The organism is Acinetobacter wuhouensis, from assembly GCF_001696605.3.
Lineage (GTDB): Bacteria > Pseudomonadota > Gammaproteobacteria > Pseudomonadales > Moraxellaceae > Acinetobacter > Acinetobacter wuhouensis.
In genome coordinates, this window is the sequence record NZ_CP031716.1 from 1,636,785 (window position 1) to 1,653,432 (window position 16,648).

The window sequence follows — 16,648 nt, forward strand, 5'->3', positions numbered from 1 at the left end:
TTGAGCGTCAGCTTTAGGGCGAATTTGTAATTCGCCCGAGTGATTTATTCTTGTCGCCAAGGCAATTGGTGAAAACGCCAACCATTAAAAGCCCCGCGATGATTGTCTTCATCCAAATCACCTTCAAAGCCTTGTTCAATGTTGTAAATATTTTCAAAGCCTGCATTAAACGCCACATTTGCCGCAGCAGCCGAACGCTTACCACTACGGCATAAAAGTAGAATCACTTTGTCTTTACCCACTTTTGTTTCAAGTTCTTTGGCAAAACGAGGATTCCGATTCAGCGCTGTACCTGTCGCCCATGGAATGTGAATGGTGTCTTCGACATAGCCTACAAATTTACGTTCTTCATTGGTACGTACATCCACAATCACCGCATGACCTGCCTGAAATAAAGCCCAAGCTTCATGTGGCAAAACAGTGCCAGTAAATTCAAGATAATGATCTTCAACCCGTTGTTTAGCATCGGCAAAGATTTGCTGAATCTTGTTGTCATCCAATTTTGGAAGTTCAATCTTAGTTGCACTATTCATGTTACACACCTGAATCAAATCCTGAATAAAGCAGTTTTTAAGCTAAGCTATGCAGAATTTGAAATAATCTATTAGAGAAGTTGATATTAAATATAATGATTTTTTATATTCTGAAAATGAATAAAAATTGAATTACTTATTCTTATTTTAGGAAAGAGCGTTTTTATGATTCTAATATTAAACTTCTTGCGAAAGTTATTTTCATTGAGATTTGAATCAATATTGAATGTTCCATCATCCTTTCAGGATGAGAAACATCGTTTCGCAAGAGGGAGAGGTTTTTTATTTAAAAGTTCCCTCATCCTAGCCTTCTCCCAAAGGGAGAAGGGACTCCCGATATGCATTCAAACATGGCATCGACTTTAACTGTGGCTAAATGCAAAATTTCGATAAAGATATATCAACAATGTTTATCTAAAACTTGGCAAATAAAATAATATTCTCTACAAGATTTGAATAAAGAATATTGAACCGAATACTTTATTCATATAATGATAAAAGAAATCTCATGCAGGCAATCCAATGACCCAATGGAATATTCAAAATATCGTCACTGAGTTACAGCAAGCGCGTAATGAATGGCGTACACAGCAGAAAAGTCTAAAAGATTTTGGTGGGCGAGAGTTGCCCTCTAAAGAAGAAATTAAAAAAATCATGAATGATCTGTGTGGCATCTTATTTCCAATGCGTTTGGGACCTCATGATCTACGTCAGCAAAGTGAAAATTTCTACATTGCACATACACTTGAAAAGACGCTACATGCTTTACTTGAGCAAGTGAAACTAAATTTAACTTATGATTATAAGTATAAAAAACATCATGAAAATATTGAAGTTACGGAGGTGCTTGCTCAAAGTATCGTGAGTGAATTTGCGCAAAAATTGCCGAGTTTACGTCGTATTTTGGACACTGATGTGATTGCAGCTTATGACGGTGACCCTGCAGCGCGAAGTGTAGATGAGGTTTTATTGTGCTATCCGGGCATACTCGCCATTATTTATCATCGGATTGCGCACGAGTTTTATAAAAAAGATTTGCCATTATTGGCTCGTTTGATTGCTGAAATTGCGCATTCTAAAACAGGGATTGATATTCATCCCGGTGCGCAGGTCGATCAGGGCTTTTTCATTGATCATGGCACAGGTGTAGTGATTGGTGAAACCTGTGTGATTGGTAAGAATGTCCGTATTTATCAAGCAGTCACCTTGGGCGCAAAACGTTTTGAGGTGGATGATGCAGGGCGTTTACAAAAGGAATATGCACGTCATCCGATTGTTGAGGATAATGTGGTGATCTATGCAGGGGCAACGATTTTAGGTCGTATCACCATTGGGCAGGGTGCGGTGATTGGCGGGAATGTGTGGATTACCCAAAGTGTGCCTGCCAATAGTGCGGTGTCGCAAAGTTCTGCAACCAAGTCACAGGTGTAGTTGTATATAAATTTAAGATGAATGAGAGAGGCTGATCAAATTGCAATATTTGTTCAGCCTTTTATAAATTCACGTTTAATGAATATTAACATTTTTCAGATTCTAAAATTGTCCAATAAGGCTTAGTCTAAATGCTAAGTTGATCAATAATATAAGGACATTTCAAAACATATATTTTTCTAAAGTACTGACTTGAAAAAAGTTGAATCAGCACAGATATTAATACTGAAATCTATTCTGACTAAAATAGTAAGTTTTTGAAAAATATATAAAATAATTTAATTTGTCTATTGAAATCCGACTAAGCGTTCCCATTTATTATTCAAGTACAAAATTTGTTGTGAGGAATAACAAGAATGCGATTTGAAAAATTTACCAACCGCCTACAGCAAGCCTTATCAGATGCCCAATCTTTAGCGATGGGGAATGATAATACCGCGATTGAGGGTATTCACATTCTTTCCGCTTTATTGGAAGAGCCATCGAACCTGAGTTTATTGCAACAGTCAGGTGCAAACCTTCCTGAGCTGAAAACGAAGCTGCAAAAGGCAATCAACGATGCACCAAAAATCGGTACGCCTACAGGGGATATTAACCTTAATCCTGAAGCGGTTCGTGCGCTTAACTTAGCAGACAGTTATGCACAAAAGGCAGGCGATGAGTTTTTGTCGACTGATTGGGTGATTTTGGCGCTCGCTGAAACAGGTGTGACCAAAACATTATTCACAAGCGTAGGTGTGACGACAGACAAACTGCGCAAAGCAATTGAAAATATACGAGGTGGTGAGCAAGTTATGGCGAATAATCATGAAGATCAACGTGATTCGTTAAATAAATATACCGTTGACCTGACTGAACGTGCAACAGATGGGAAACTGGATCCAGTGATTGGTCGTGATGAAGAAATTCGCCGTACTATACAGGTCTTATCACGTCGTACCAAAAATAACCCTGTGTTGATTGGTGAGCCGGGTGTGGGTAAAACTGCGATTGTTGAAGGTCTTGCACAGCGTATTATTAAAGGTGAAGTGCCTGAAAGTCTGAAAGGAAAACGAGTCCTTTCACTTGATTTAGGCTCTTTACTTGCAGGTGCAAAATACCGTGGTGAGTTCGAGGAACGTTTAAAAGCGGTTTTGAAAGATTTAGCCAAATACGATGGTGAAATTATCCTGTTCATTGACGAGTTACATACACTCGTGGGTGCCGGTAAAGGTGATGGCGCAATGGATGCGGGTAATATGCTCAAACCTGCATTGGCACGTGGTGAATTGCGTTGTGTGGGTGCAACGACTTTAGATGAATATCGTCAGTTCATTGAAAAAGATGCGGCACTTGAGCGTCGTTTCCAGAAAGTCTTGGTGGATGAGCCGAGTGTGGAAGATACCATTGCGATTTTGCGTGGTTTAAAAGACAAATATGCGACCCATCACGGTGTGCAGATTTTGGACTCAGCGATTATTGCTGCGGCGAAAATGTCACATCGTTACATCACAGATCGCCAATTACCCGATAAAGCGATTGACTTGATTGATGAAGCTGCTTCACGGATAAAAATGGAAATTGACTCAAAACCTGAGCCATTAGACCGTTTGGATCGTCGCTTAATCCAGTTGAAAATGCAGTTGGAAGCGGTGAAAAAAGATGCCGATTCTGTGTCTAAAGCTGAAGTTGAACATCTCGAAAAACAGATTCAAGAAGTTCAAAAAGAGTATAGCGATCTTGAAGAAGTGTGGATTGCGGAAAAACGTTTAGTTGATGGTACAAATCAGGCACAGGTTGAGTTGGATAAAGCACGTACAGCTTTTGAAAAGGCACAGCGTGAAGGTGATCTGGCTGAAGCAAGTCGTTTGCAATATGGCGTGATTCCTGAGTTGCAAAAACGCTTGAATGAAGAAGAAGTTGCGGAAACCAATGAAGAGCCAAAACTGATTCGTACCAAAGTCACTGAAAACGAAATTGCGGAAGTGGTCAGTGCTGCAACAGGGATTCCTGTCTCGAAAATGTTGCAAGGTGAACGTGAGAAACTTCTTCACATGGAAGAATTCTTACATAACCGTGTGGTTGGGCAGGATGAAGCTGTGGTTGCGGTGTCGAATGCAGTGCGCCGTTCACGTGCGGGATTATCTGACCCGAACCGTCCAAGTGGTTCATTCTTATTCCTTGGACCAACAGGTGTGGGTAAAACTGAATTGACCAAAGCCTTGAGTAATTTCTTATTCGACAGTGATGATGCGATTATTCGTATCGACATGTCTGAATTTATGGAAAAACACTCAGTCAGTCGTTTGGTGGGTGCGCCTCCAGGCTATGTGGGCTATGAAGAAGGTGGTGTACTGACTGAAGCGGTACGTCGTAAACCATACAGTATTGTATTGTTTGATGAGGTTGAAAAAGCACATCCTGATGTATTCAATATTCTCTTACAAGTGTTGGATGATGGTCGTTTGACGGATTCACAAGGTCGTTTGATTGACTTTAAAAATACCGTGATTGTGATGACATCGAACTTAGGTTCAAGTGATGTACGTGAACTTGGCGATGGTGCTACGGATGAAGAAGTTCGTGCAGTGGTAATGGGTGCGGTATCGCAACATTTCCGTCCTGAATTTATCAACCGTATTGATGAACTGGTGGTATTCCATTCATTGAAGAAATCGCAGATTCGTGGCATTGCCGATATTCAATTGGATCGTTTACGCGCTCGTTTAGCTGAACGTGACATTGGATTGAAAGTGGATGATCAGGCTTTCGATATTCTGATTGATGCTGGTTTTGACCCTGTATATGGTGCGCGTCCGTTGAAACGTGCGATCCAGCAACAGGTTGAAAATACTTTGGCACAACGTATCTTGGCAGGTGATTTTACTGCGGGCGATACGGTTTTAATCAGTGCTGAAGATGGTCATCTTGATTTTGGGAAATTAAAATTGAGTTAATCATTTTCCTATTAAGACCAAAACCTAAAAAACCTAGCTTCGGCTAGGTTTTTTTTATTGGCATTAATAACTTAACACTGAAAAATCTAATGCTAACTTAAATCTACCCAATCCGAACGTGATAAGTAGCTAATATGCTCAGTACGATAATCATCTAAAAATTGATTATATTTATCATGTTCAGTGTGATGGTGTTTAAAGCCACATTTGGCTTGAGCTTTATGCGATTTTTCATTATCAACAAAATAACCACACCATAAAGCCTGCATATTCAAATTTTCATAAGCATGTTGCATCACTGCTTTAACCGCTTCGGGAATTAAACCCTGCCCCCAAAATGGAACACCAATCCAGTAGGCAACTTCGGCTTCGTTATCATCAATTTCAAAATTACTTTCTGCTCCAATCAGTAAACCGACCATGCCAATAGCACGGTTATCTGCTTTTAAAGCAACTGCAAATACGTGTTCACTCGCAAAAATGGTCTGAATATATTCTAAACTTTGTGCTTCACTTTCATGTACTGGCCAACCTGCAATAGGTCCAACGCGTTCATCTTTTGCATATTCATATAAACTTGCTGCATCACTTTCTTCCCAAGGACGAAGGATTAAGCGTTCTGTCTTTAAAATCATGATTTAAGTACTCTCGTAAAATCAAATAACTGGGAGAGAACTTTAAGCAGTTTCAAGATTTGCTTCTATCATCATATCAAAGTAAATTAGGTACTTTTGAAAACAAATATCGTATAATTGATAGTAAAATAGATTTTTTTTAGTTGAAATGAAAAATATTCAGGATTTTTTACAACAAAATACGGTTGATTATATTTGGACGGAAAATAAACTTACTGAACACATGAATAAACCTTTGTCTCTTGCTTATTGCACACTGGTTTTGGTCAAACAAGGGTATGCTGATTTAACTATTCAATTTAAGCCTTATCATTTAAAAGCTGGTGATTTGTTAGTCCTTGCTGACGATCAGTTAATCATGGTGCAAAACCAATCTCTAGACTTTAGCTGTCATTATTGTGCCTTCAATCGTGATTTTGCAGCTGAAGTGGCATATCGTTTGCCTAACTCATTATTTGCTTATCTCAATCTAGTTCCTTTGTTTTCACCGACTATTGATCAGCTTGATTTAATTAAAATATGGGAACATCAGACAGATTTTATTATGCAATCCACAAATATATATCAACGTATTTTGTTATGTAATCATTTACAAAATTTTTTTCTTATCCTCGCTGAGATAGTAGATCGTAATCAACAACTTCCTCAAAATGAACATAGCAGAAAAGAAAAACTGTGTTGGCACTTTTGGGAGATGATTGCAAAGCACAGCCAAACTCAAAGAGAGGTTGTGTTCTATGCTCAGGCATTGAATATTACGCCTTATTATTTATCGCAATTGTGTAAACAGTTTTTTAATGACAGCCCTAAAACATTAATTGATCGACAGGTGATACTTAAATTGAAGGAGTTGCTGAAGACAAGCACACGATCCATTCAAACGATTGCCGATCAGATGAATTTCAATGATACTTCTTATATGTGCCGTTATTTTAAAAAACATACAGGTTATACTCTACGACAATATAGAAAAGCGATGTAGTGTTTATCGTTTTCCAAAATATAAATATTGGGCATTTACAAGAAAAATAAATTTGCTCTATATCGTTACCTGTTATCGGGTTTGTTAAACATTGATTGCAACACATGTTGAAAATTGTTAATTTTTAAACAGGAATAATAAAAAATGGAAGGTCGATCATGAAGATCATGGGTAAGAATAAATCTAATTATTTGAAAATAATGGGTACTTTGTTGGTGACCTTTAGTGCGACAAATGTCATTGCAAATAAATTGGATGATCAAAGTCTTGCAGAGCAATCTGTGGGGGTGATTAAGTTAGCACCCATTGTGATTCAGGCAGTGAAACAGGATGCACAACAATCAGTAGATGAACAGAATCAATTACATGGAAAAGCTGCGCAGCAGAGTGCTGATGAAGCAAAAAAAGATTTGGTGTATACAACAGTTTTAACGGACTTTGAATGGCAGAAAAAAGATCCTGATCCTAATAAACCAGATGATAAATACTTACAGCCTATCCAAAAGTATAGATTGATCGACGTTCGCTATAATCCATATCAGCGTCATGATGTACGAATTACAACAGCCGACTCGGTGACCTTTTGGCCTGGTCACGAAGTCGATGGTGTTGGTTTTGTAAAATAAATTGTCGTCTATGGAAATTACACAGGGAAGTGCTTAATTTTCCATGCACGGTGAATTTTTTGATTACGTTTAAAATCTAAACCAATGGTTTCATTGGTGATTTCTTGCACATCAAACATGGCTTCAATTTCTTCATCCATCTCAAATCCACGATAGTTATTTGAGAAATATAAAGTTCCGTCTGTAGTTAAACGGTTCATGGCACGTTTTAATAATGAGATATGATCACGTTGTACATCAAATGTTCCGTAGAATTTTTTAGAGTTGGAGAATGTCGGTGGGTCAATAAAGATCATGTCATATTGTTCATGACCTTCTTTTAACCATTCAAAACAATCGCTTGAGAAGAATTGATGCTGTTCATCAGGGTGATCAACGGTTAAACCATTTAAAACAAAGTTTTCTTTGGACCAATTCAAATAGGTATTGGATAGGTCGACACTGGTGGTACTTGCTGCGCCACCTAGTGCTGCATGTAAACTTGCTGTAGACGTGTAGCTGTACAGGTTTAAGAAGTGTTTACCTTTTGCTTCAGCAGCAATACGCAGACGCATTTGACGATGATCCAGGAACAAACCTGTATCCAAATAATCGGTCAAATTGACCAAAATTTTTGCTTTGCCTTCCTGAACGATGAAACGCTTAGATGCTGTGCTTTGTTTGGTATATTGTGTTTTACCTTCTTGGCGAGCACGGGTTTTGATAAAGATCGCATCACGACCTAAACCTGTTACAGCACGAATCACAGCCAAAGCGAGGTTGAAACGCTTTTTAGCTTTTTCGGGATCAATGGTTTTGGGTGGTGCATATTCTTGAACGTGTAAACGATCGCCATACAAATCAATCGCAACGTTAAAATCTGGCATGTCTGCATCATAAAGACGTAGACAATAAATATTTTCTTTGACAGCCCATTTCTTTAAAGTTTGCATATTTTTTTGCAAACGATTGGCAAAATCTTCAGCACCTTCAATTTTTTCAAATTGTTGTGGTTGCCATTCTGCCAGGAATGGACGACTTACAGTTGCTGGTTTGATTGTACCGAAGCGAATATAAATCGGTAATTTACCATTCATCAAACGTAAAATTTGAGGATCGTTAAATGCAAGTACATCGGCTTGTTCAACTGCTGCTGCAATAACTGCGGCATATTGATTTGGGAAATTTTTCTGTAGGAGTGCTGAAAGACCTAAATACAATGCACGATTCGACGCTTTTTCACCTAGACGCTCACCGTAGGGTGGATTGGTCACCACAAATGAAGTTTTACCTTCAGCCTGGAAGTCTGGCCAATCTGCCAAAGTACGTTCTTCAATTTGGATTTGATCGAGCAGTGATTCAAAACCAGCAGCAATAATATTTTGTTTAGTCGCTTTCACCGCTTCCCAATCTGCATCGTAGGCATAGAATTTTGGAAGAGGTTGTTCCAATGCTGCTTTATGACGGTCAGCGGCTTCAGCTTTGATAGACATCCATAGATCATGGTCATGACCATTCCAACCATTGAAGCCAAAACGACGAACAAGGCCAGGCGCACGATCAGTAAGAATCATTAAAGACTCAATAATGAATGTTCCTGAACCACACATTGGATCAAGAATAATGTCAGGATTGCGTTCTTTAAGTTTAGCTTTTTGTAGAATCGCAGCCGCCAAGTTCTCTTTGATTGGCGCATCGGTCATATAACGACGATAGCCACGTTTATGCAAGGAATCGCCTGATAAATCCAGGCAATAGGTATGTTCTGTTTTTCCTGCAAGCGCGTAGATCGTGATTTCAGGTTGTTTAATATCAATACTTGGACGTTTACCAACGGCTTCCATAAATGAATCGACGATACCGTCTTTCACGCGCAGGGTCGCAAACTGAGAGTTCACTTTAATATCGCGTTCAATATGCAGGCGTACAGCAAATGTGCTTTGTGGAGCGAAGATCAGTGACCAATCAAAATTGATTGCGCCTTCATACAATTCTTCAGCAACATCGCGTGCATCATGCGTAAATTCAAGCTCATGGACATGAATTGGTGTTAATACGCGAGAGGCAAGGCGTGACCACATACAAATGCGATAAGCATCTTCAAGTTTACCTTTGAAGATTAAACGACCTGGAAATTTTTCAATATTTTGAATCCCTAAACCTTGAATTTCTTCTTGTAATAAGGTTTCTAGTCCATCCGCACAGGTGACCCAATATGTAGAAAGACGTGGTTTCGAATTCATGAAAATTTCCAGAGACAATAAAGCAATCGCATATTTTAGCGTATTTTGATGACGAAAACTTGTCGATTAAACGTTAAAGACTGATTTTTTCCAAAAAGCAGAAAATAATTGCAGATAATTTAAGTTATTCAAAATTATTGCTTGAAATATATTCAATAAGTCTCAATCAAATCTTCATCAAAATATTAAGATTTTAAGAATAATGCTCAGTTTAATCATTTCAATATTTACATTTTCATTATCAATGTCGATTTCACCAGGCCCAGTGAATCTTGCGATTCTTAGTAGTAGCATGAATTATGGAGTTAAAAAGACGTTTGCATTTATCTCTGGTGCAACCATTGGTTTTACTCTGTTATTGATAGCTGTTTGTCTTGGGCTGTATCAGGTTTTGGTATTGTATCCAATTCTCTTGGATGTGATTACGCTTTCAGGTACAGCTTTATTGGTTTGGATGGGGTGGAATATTTTAAGGGCCAAAGGCGAATCAATTCAAACGCAGACATTTGAGGTTGAGAAGATTCCAACATTTTTACAAGGTGCTTTGATGCAATGGCTCAATCCTAAAGCATGGATTGCGGCAGTCGCAGGTACAGCTTTATTCTCCGCATCAAAATTTGAAAATGCTTTGGTTCTATTTGTTTTGATTTATTTCGTGGTTTGTTATTTATCCTTATGGATTTGGGGAATTGCAGGTGAGAAATTAGCGAATTTTCTGAATGTTGGAAATCGCGCGAGAATTTTTAATATTTTGATGGGATTGGCATTGATGCTGATTTCACTGGAAATGTGTTGGAAGCATTTTTCTCATTAATACGTTTAGATTGGAGATAGTCGAATAAATCTGAATAGAACAGACAAGCATTGATGGAAAAAAATATGATAAATAGGAAGAAGGATGTTGTTAAAACAAATATTGAAGTTTTTAAAGTTCTAATTGAATGGTTCTCACCAGAAAATGGTGGACGACATCATATTCCTAAACAGAGTATATACTATTGCACAACGGAAATTGTCCGAAAACAAAAGAAATCTGTTTGGAGTATCGCACTTAAACTAAATGAAAAGTCTCCCGATGAAGCTGATATGTGGTTTTTATTTAATGATGATGAGTGCCGAGTTGAGGTGGGAGTAATATTAAGCCTATTGGAAGGCTCTCGTTGTGTAGGTCAAATCATGATTCAAAGAAAAACTTGATGAATTGAATTTCAAATAGATTTTGCTAGATGATGTATATAAATTGGTACACAAATTGCTTAATCATTCACCATATTGGTCGTTATTTTGATTTAAAAATTAATTGAATATTAAATTGATGAGTGAGGGGAATGATGATGCAACAAGTAATGAACACCGGATTTACTGCACATGGGGATGCTTTTTCAATCGGGGCTTTAATCCTTACACGGTTAAGACGTGTGTCTGGGCGTGTGATTGATGTTATGTATATGGTTGAAAATAAAATGTATGCTCAGTATGTGATAGAGATGTCTTTGGCGACAAAAGATTCTGAACTCAATCGTTATGCATTGCGATTACAGTCCCTCATAGATCAAGAGCAACCTACACCAGTTGTTGAAACTGTAGAATCATATCCAATTGAAAATGAAGAACTCATCCAATCTGGTGCAACGGAAGAAGAAATTTATAAAGCTCAAGTTTCACATCACTATATTGGTGCATTGAGATAAGATGATGCGGTTCTATTCAGTTTAGAACCGCAACCTTGATTAATATTTTTAGTTCAGCAATTTTTATATCTTAGAGCTCCATTGAAAGTTGAGTTAAATTAACTTATTGAAATACGGTTAAGAATTTTTATTTTAAAATTCAATAAATAATGAGTTTTTTATTTAAGTGCTGAAAACTTCATCTGCCTTGGAAAGATAAAATCTGTATAATGCGTTAACTTAACCTCTAAGGAATCTCTCATGCACTTGGCGGCATTGCATACACCGAGCCAGATTCAACTCAATAAAGATGGAAATCTCAAACATTTCATCACGATCGAAGGGCTTTCTAAAGCAACCCTCACCAAAATTCTCGATACTGCCCATTCTTTTATCAATGATCAAAATCAACTTGTAACGAATAACCTCCTAGAAGGTCGTACAGTGATGAATTTGTTTTTTGAAAACTCAACACGTACGCGTACTACCTTTGAAGCCGCAGCAAAACGTTTATCGGCAAATGTTTTGAATATTGACATTGCCCGTTCAAGTACTTCAAAAGGGGAAACTTTACGCGATACATTGTGGAATTTAGAAGCAATGGCAGCGGATATTTTCGTGGTTCGTCATTCATCTTCAGGTGCTGCACATTTTATCGCTGAAACGGTTTGTCCACATGTTGCCATTATTAACGCAGGTGATGGACGTCATGCGCATCCAACACAAGCGATGTTGGATATGTTGACGATTCGTCGTGAAACCAAGAAAAAATTTGAAGACATCAGCTTGGCAATCATTGGTGATATTAAACATTCACGTGTTGCTCGTTCTGATATTGCCGCATTACAAACTTTAGGTTGTAAAGATATTCGTGTGATTGCACCAAATACTTTATTGCCACACGGTTTTGATGAATATGGCGAAGGAGTTCGTTTGTTCAATAAAATGGACGAAGGCATCAAAGACTGTGATGTGATCATTACCTTACGTATTCAAAATGAACGTATTGATTCGCCTGCATTATCATCACAAGCTGAATTCTACAAAATGTACGGTTTAAACAAAGAGCGTTTGGCTTTGGCAAAACCAGATTGCATCGTGATGCATCCTGGTCCAATGAACCGTGGTGTTGAAATTGATTCAAGTATTGCAGATGGTGAGCAATCGGTGATTTTGCATCAAGTGACCAATGGTATTGCAGTACGCATGGCGGTTTTAGCATTGTCAATGCAAGGTCAGTTGCAAGAAAAAGGTTTGTTAGAAGCGATTGCGGTTTAAGGTTGAGGATAAAGTCATGAGTATTGTAAAAATTGAAAATGTCCGTGTCTTAGACCCAATCAATAAAACGGATAGTGTTCAAACGGTCTATCTTGAAGATGGTAAATTACTTGCTTCACAACCTGATCAAAGTCAAATCACTGAAAATATTGATGGTCAAGGCAAATGGTTGATGCCAACGATGGTTGATTTGTGTGCACGTTTACGTGAGCCAGGTCAGCAACAGCATGGAACATTAAAATCGGAAGGTAAAGCTGCACGTGAAAATGGTATTTTGCACGTGTTTACACCACCAGACTCGCAACCAATTGTCCAAGATAATGGCGCGCTTATTCATGGTTTGGTTGAAAAAGCAAAATTGGATGGTGGTATCCACCTCCAAGTGATTGGTGCACAAACCCAAGGTCTAAATGGTAAACAACCCGCAAATATGGCAGGTTTGAAAAAGGGCGGTTGTACATCGGTTTCAAATGCCTATGCCACATTTGAAGATGATGATGTCGTGTTACGCACTTTAGAATATGCTGCTGGTTTAGACATGACAGTGGTGTTTTATCCTGAAGAGCATCAAATTGCCAAAGATGGTTGCGTGCATGAGGGATTCATTGCTTCTCGTCAAGGTTTACCTATGATTCCTGCATTGGCTGAAACCATTGCGATTGCCAAATACTTGTTGATGATTGAAGTCACAGGTGTACGTGCTCACTTTGGCTTATTGTCATGTGGCGCTTCGGTTGAATTGATTCAAAATGCCAAAGCCAAAGGTTTGCCTGTGACTGCGGATGTGGCGATGCATCAATTGCATTTAACAGAGCAATTGATTGATGGTTTTAATTCTCTAGCTCATGTTCGTCCTCCTTTACGTGCTGAACAAGACAAAGAATTGTTACGTCAAGGTGTGAAAGATGGCGTGATTGATGCGATCTGTACCCATCATGAACCACTCAGCGGTTCGGCTAAACTTGCGCCTTTTGCTGAAACTTTACCAGGGATTACTGCATTCGATACTTATGTATCTTTTGGGGTGCAATTGGTTAAAGAGGGTTTATTTGAACCTTTAGAATGGGTTGAGAAAGTCACGCTTGCACCTGCACGTGTTGCCAATATGACACAACGATGGGAAAAAGAATTTGGTTGGGTATTGGTTGATCCAGATTTAGAATGGACTGTAAGTAAAGACAGTATCATTTCTCAAGGTAAAAATACGCCGCTAATTAATCATACAATGACGGGTAAAGTGATCTATACTTTTGCTGCTTAAACCCTTAAAAATTGAGTAAGAAAGTCAGCTTCGGCTGGCTTTTTTTGTTTTATGATTATGTAGAAATTCTAGATTTATGATTAATTCATATTGAAATGAAAAGTTCAGCTACAAAAAACTATTATAAAAATCAAAAATTAATAATAGAATGAAAAGTGATCAATAACTGATTCTAATGTGACTCATACAACAACGAAATAGGAGCGTCCAGAATTATGAATATTATTGAGCTTTTAAAACAACAAGTAACAGCTAAAGTTCTGCAGGGTGATAATCAATTTCAAGACGAAAAAATTGGTGCACTCAGCGCATTTTATCCCATTCTATTAACAGTTTTAAAGTCAAAACCAGAACTGATTGATATACTTCGTCAAAATCTTAACCCGCGACTTACGGATATATTTAGTCATAACCCTGAAACAGTGAATCATTTTCTTGGGCTTGTGGGTGGTGATGCACCTGCACAAGAAATTGAAACAACTTTGAACCATTCTATTGCACCAACATTATCCTTGCTCGCAGATCAAGCAGGTACAGATGATAAACAAGTTATATTTGATCTCATCAAAGCACAATGGGACAATATTCAAGGATCTTTACCTGCTTGGGCTACGGGTTTATTTACAACATTAGGTCTAAGTGTTGCTGGTCTAGGTTTAGGTGGAACACTTGGAAATGTTGGAGGTGCACTAGGTGGGGCTCTAGGCGGTGTTGGTGATAAATTAGGAAATGTAGGTGAGACGCTTGGAAATGTTGGCGCATCAGTAAAAGAAACTGTCACTGAAACAGCTTCAAAAATTCACGACGCAGGCGAAAACATAATTAACAAGTCATCAGAAACCATTTCTTCAGCTGCATCGACTGTGCAAAATAAAGCACATGAAGTAGTGAATGAGGCTGAAAAGAAATCGAATTGGCTTCTTCCGATTATTGCATTACTGGTACTTGCCGCGATTGCTGCATTGTTGTTTAAACAATGTAGTTCTAAACCACCAGTAGCAGGTGGTGCTGTTGCTGACGGGGCTTCACAAGCTGTCGCGGACTTACAGGCAGCGGAACTTAATCTTACAACTGATGCGCAAGGTAATTTAGCAACGGTAACAGCATCTTCAAGTAGCCAAAGTTTACTTGATAAATTGAAAGCATCTATTGGAACTGTTTTCGGCAATGCTGATGCTTTACAAGCGACAGCAAACCCTGCGTATGCGGCAGATTTACCTGATCAAAATGCGATAGATCAAGTTTTAGCAAAAATCAAAGGTCTACCAAATGTTTCATTGGCGTGGATTGGTAATCAATTGACTATTCAATCTCCAGATCTTGCACAAGCGCAGAAACTCGCGGATGAACTTAAAGGTTTAGTGCCTAATTTACAAGTTTCAGCAAGTCAGTCAACGGATGCTGGCACTGCAAATACAGGTGATGCAACGACAAATGTCGATGCGAGTAACTCTCAAGCTGACGCCGCACTTTCAAGCATTCAAGCAGATAAAGCCAATGTAAATGATATTGCTTCAGCATTGAATTTACAGGTGATTAACTTTGCTACAGGTTCTGCGGGTATTCCTGATGCCAATAAAGCAATTTTAGATAAAGCTGCTGGACTGTTAAAACAACTGCCAGATGCAAAATTGGTGGTGAAAGGATTTACGGATAATGTGGGTAATCCTGATTCGAACAAAGCACTTTCTGAGAAGCGTGCAAAATCAGTTGTGGCATATCTCGTTGAAAAAGGTGCAAGTGTAGGTCAATTAACTGCTGAAGGGCATGGTCAGGACAATCCAATTGCGGATAACTCAACCAAAGAAGGTCAATTTAAAAACCGTCGTATTGAGTTTGAAGTTGCTGGTGCAACTACGCCGTAATTGAGCCTATTAATTTAATTTAACCATACGGATAAAAGCTTCTTCCGAGAAGCTTTTATTTTTTGCTCGAAAATAAAACTGAAATTTGCTTAAATAGCAGACATAAAAATACGATTGGATAAACAATGAAAAAATTATTAACCCCATTATTCATTATTACAGCTGTTTCAAGCACATTGATGTTGAGTGGATGTGATTATTTTAAAAATAAAAAAGAAGCAAGCAATGCAAGTCTTTCTGAGTGGAGTTGTACCAATCCAGAAAATCTAAAACAGATACAAGATTATTTAAAAAATGAGTATTTAAATGAAGTCTCGAATCGCTTAAATGATTCACATTATGAAGCAGACCAAGCTCTTTTACAGAAAATTAATAATGGTCTTAAATTTGAAATTAAGTCTGTGCGTACTGTTACTACTGACCCTAATAAAACCAATCAATTAGAATGTGAGAGTCAGTTGGTGGTGCAATTTCCGAAAGGTTTACAACAACGTGCTGAAAATGCTTATCAAGAATATAAGCAACAGTGTGAAGAGTGTGAAGAAGACTATGGTAGTTTACGAGAGTCGATAGAGTCAGGTGAATCAAAGCTGATATTAAACAATGATCAGTTAAAAGGTAAGTTTAACTATAATGTAGTTAAAACAGATCAAGATGGTTTATCACTGGATGTGTTAAACCAAGATGCGGTTATTGAAGGAGTGGCGACTGTAACTGTCAAAGCTGTCCAATATGCTGCCTATATGGAACAAAATAAAAAAATGAATGAACAGGCGGAAGTGAGTGCTACAGAAAATGCGGCACAAACTCAACTTGCACAAAAAGCAATGAATATTCGTAAAAAAGAATTGGATGAGGAAAATGCGAAACAAGTCGAGCGTTTAAATCAAACTTGGGATCGTTTGAGCGAAGAACAAAGAGTTCAGCAAAAACAAGATCAAGCGGATTGGTTTGAAAAGCGTGATGTCGATTGTAAGGTGATTTCACAAAAGTCTGTAGGTGATATTGCTGAAAATGAGCGTGAAACCTATCAACGGCAGTATGCTTATTGGGACGATGCAATGCAGCAACAGAATCAAGACATGCAATATACCAAGTGTTTTAATCAGCGTACGGCTGAACGAATTATTTACTTAAACAATTCGATCAGAGATGGATCCGTAAATTTGAACAACTCCTATAAGTGATATTCTGCTCCTCAAATGATGT

General features: G+C 38.2%; 14 protein-coding genes. 11 read left to right on the forward strand and 3 right to left on the reverse strand.

Going from position 1 to position 16,648, the window contains the following annotated elements; translation table 11 throughout:
• Window positions 1–44 precede the first annotated feature (44 nt).
• Window positions 45–533 (reverse strand): rhodanese-like domain-containing protein, encoded by a 489-nt coding sequence (locus tag BEN71_RS08390; protein WP_068974223.1) that lies wholly within the window; start codon window positions 531–533, stop codon window positions 45–47.
• A gap of 522 nt (window positions 534–1,055) precedes the next feature.
• On the opposite strand from BEN71_RS08390, the gene epsC reads away from it, so the two are divergent.
• Both epsC and clpB read left to right on the forward strand, forming a co-directional pair.
• The gene (epsC, locus tag BEN71_RS08395; RefSeq protein WP_068974222.1) at window positions 1,056–1,964 is read left to right on the forward strand and encodes a serine O-acetyltransferase EpsC; all 909 of its coding nucleotides are present in this window, start codon (window positions 1,056–1,058) and stop codon (window positions 1,962–1,964) included.
• Between the two features lie 356 nt (window positions 1,965–2,320).
• Window positions 2,321–4,900, forward strand: a complete 2,580-nt coding sequence (gene clpB / locus BEN71_RS08400; RefSeq protein WP_068974221.1) for an ATP-dependent chaperone ClpB — start codon at window positions 2,321–2,323, stop codon at window positions 4,898–4,900.
• Window positions 4,901–4,992: 92 nt separating this feature from the next.
• Here clpB and BEN71_RS08405 read toward each other — a convergent pair whose 3' ends face one another.
• On the reverse strand, window positions 4,993–5,535 hold the full coding sequence (locus BEN71_RS08405) for a GNAT family N-acetyltransferase (RefSeq protein ID WP_068974220.1): 543 nt from the start codon (window positions 5,533–5,535) through the stop codon (window positions 4,993–4,995).
• Between the two features lie 148 nt (window positions 5,536–5,683).
• Here BEN71_RS08405 and BEN71_RS08410 point away from each other — a divergent pair, with 148 nt between their 5' ends.
• Together BEN71_RS08410 and BEN71_RS08415 are read left to right on the forward strand one after the other, a co-directional pair.
• Window positions 5,684–6,517, forward strand: a complete 834-nt coding sequence (locus BEN71_RS08410; protein ID WP_068974219.1) for an AraC family transcriptional regulator — start codon at window positions 5,684–5,686, stop codon at window positions 6,515–6,517.
• A gap of 158 nt (window positions 6,518–6,675) precedes the next feature.
• Window positions 6,676–7,143: a hypothetical protein gene (locus BEN71_RS08415; RefSeq protein ID WP_068974218.1), complete on the forward strand. Its 468-nt coding sequence runs from the start codon at window positions 6,676–6,678 to the stop codon at window positions 7,141–7,143.
• 17 nt (window positions 7,144–7,160) lie between these two features.
• Here BEN71_RS08415 and rlmKL read toward each other — a convergent pair whose 3' ends face one another.
• Entirely contained in the window at window positions 7,161–9,365 is a 2,205-nt protein-coding gene (gene rlmKL / locus BEN71_RS08420; protein WP_068974217.1) for a bifunctional 23S rRNA (guanine(2069)-N(7))-methyltransferase RlmK/23S rRNA (guanine(2445)-N(2))-methyltransferase RlmL, read from the reverse strand.
• Window positions 9,366–9,609: 244 nt separating this feature from the next.
• On the opposite strand from rlmKL, the gene BEN71_RS08425 reads away from it, so the two are divergent.
• The 7 genes from BEN71_RS08425 to BEN71_RS08455 all read left to right on the forward strand — a co-directional run bounded on the left by BEN71_RS08425 (window position 9,610) and on the right by BEN71_RS08455 (window position 16,626).
• Window positions 9,610–10,179, forward strand: coding sequence for a LysE family translocator (locus BEN71_RS08425; protein ID WP_227542667.1), 570 nt, complete (start codon window positions 9,610–9,612; stop codon window positions 10,177–10,179).
• Window positions 10,180–10,232: 53 nt separating this feature from the next.
• Window positions 10,233–10,562: a hypothetical protein gene (locus tag BEN71_RS08430; RefSeq protein WP_227542668.1), complete on the forward strand. Its 330-nt coding sequence runs from the start codon at window positions 10,233–10,235 to the stop codon at window positions 10,560–10,562.
• Window positions 10,563–10,699: 137 nt separating this feature from the next.
• Window positions 10,700–11,056 carry a hypothetical protein gene (locus BEN71_RS08435; protein WP_068974261.1) on the forward strand — a complete coding sequence of 119 codons (357 nt, stop codon included), beginning with the start codon at window positions 10,700–10,702 and terminating at the stop codon, window positions 11,054–11,056.
• Between the two features lie 240 nt (window positions 11,057–11,296).
• Window positions 11,297–12,313 (forward strand): aspartate carbamoyltransferase catalytic subunit, encoded by a 1,017-nt coding sequence (locus BEN71_RS08440; RefSeq protein WP_068974214.1) that lies wholly within the window; start codon window positions 11,297–11,299, stop codon window positions 12,311–12,313.
• A gap of 16 nt (window positions 12,314–12,329) precedes the next feature.
• Window positions 12,330–13,574 carry a dihydroorotase gene (locus tag BEN71_RS08445; protein ID WP_068974213.1) on the forward strand — a complete coding sequence of 415 codons (1,245 nt, stop codon included), beginning with the start codon at window positions 12,330–12,332 and terminating at the stop codon, window positions 13,572–13,574.
• 215 nt (window positions 13,575–13,789) lie between these two features.
• A complete protein-coding gene (locus tag BEN71_RS08450) occupies window positions 13,790–15,439 on the forward strand; it encodes an OmpA family protein (RefSeq protein WP_068974212.1) in 1,650 nt (549 codons plus the stop codon).
• A gap of 125 nt (window positions 15,440–15,564) precedes the next feature.
• Window positions 15,565–16,626: a hypothetical protein gene (locus BEN71_RS08455; protein ID WP_068974211.1), complete on the forward strand. Its 1,062-nt coding sequence runs from the start codon at window positions 15,565–15,567 to the stop codon at window positions 16,624–16,626.
• The last annotated feature ends 22 nt before the right edge of the window (window positions 16,627–16,648 follow it).

Excerpts from the sequence above, each read along its gene's own strand:
- BEN71_RS08430 (WP_227542668.1), top strand. The coding sequence starts at position 10,233 with ATGGAAAAAAATATGATAAATAGGAAGAAGGATGTTGTTAAAACAAAT.
- BEN71_RS08435 (WP_068974261.1), top strand. The coding sequence starts at position 10,700 with ATGCAACAAGTAATGAACACCGGATTTACTGCACATGGGGATGCTTTT.
- BEN71_RS08405 (WP_068974220.1), bottom strand. The coding sequence starts at position 5,535 with ATGATTTTAAAGACAGAACGCTTAATCCTTCGTCCTTGGGAAGAAAGT.
- BEN71_RS08440 (WP_068974214.1), top strand. The coding sequence starts at position 11,297 with ATGCACTTGGCGGCATTGCATACACCGAGCCAGATTCAACTCAATAAA.
- BEN71_RS08445 (WP_068974213.1), top strand. The coding sequence starts at position 12,330 with ATGAGTATTGTAAAAATTGAAAATGTCCGTGTCTTAGACCCAATCAAT.
- clpB (WP_068974221.1), top strand. The coding sequence starts at position 2,321 with ATGCGATTTGAAAAATTTACCAACCGCCTACAGCAAGCCTTATCAGAT.
- BEN71_RS08415 (WP_068974218.1), top strand. The coding sequence starts at position 6,676 with ATGAAGATCATGGGTAAGAATAAATCTAATTATTTGAAAATAATGGGT.
- BEN71_RS08390 (WP_068974223.1), bottom strand. The coding sequence starts at position 533 with ATGAATAGTGCAACTAAGATTGAACTTCCAAAATTGGATGACAACAAG.
- BEN71_RS08455 (WP_068974211.1), top strand. The coding sequence starts at position 15,565 with ATGAAAAAATTATTAACCCCATTATTCATTATTACAGCTGTTTCAAGC.
- BEN71_RS08410 (WP_068974219.1), top strand. The coding sequence starts at position 5,684 with ATGAAAAATATTCAGGATTTTTTACAACAAAATACGGTTGATTATATT.
- rlmKL (WP_068974217.1), bottom strand. The coding sequence starts at position 9,365 with ATGAATTCGAAACCACGTCTTTCTACATATTGGGTCACCTGTGCGGAT.
- BEN71_RS08450 (WP_068974212.1), top strand. The coding sequence starts at position 13,790 with ATGAATATTATTGAGCTTTTAAAACAACAAGTAACAGCTAAAGTTCTG.
- BEN71_RS08425 (WP_227542667.1), top strand. The coding sequence starts at position 9,610 with ATGTCGATTTCACCAGGCCCAGTGAATCTTGCGATTCTTAGTAGTAGC.
- epsC (WP_068974222.1), top strand. The coding sequence starts at position 1,056 with ATGACCCAATGGAATATTCAAAATATCGTCACTGAGTTACAGCAAGCG.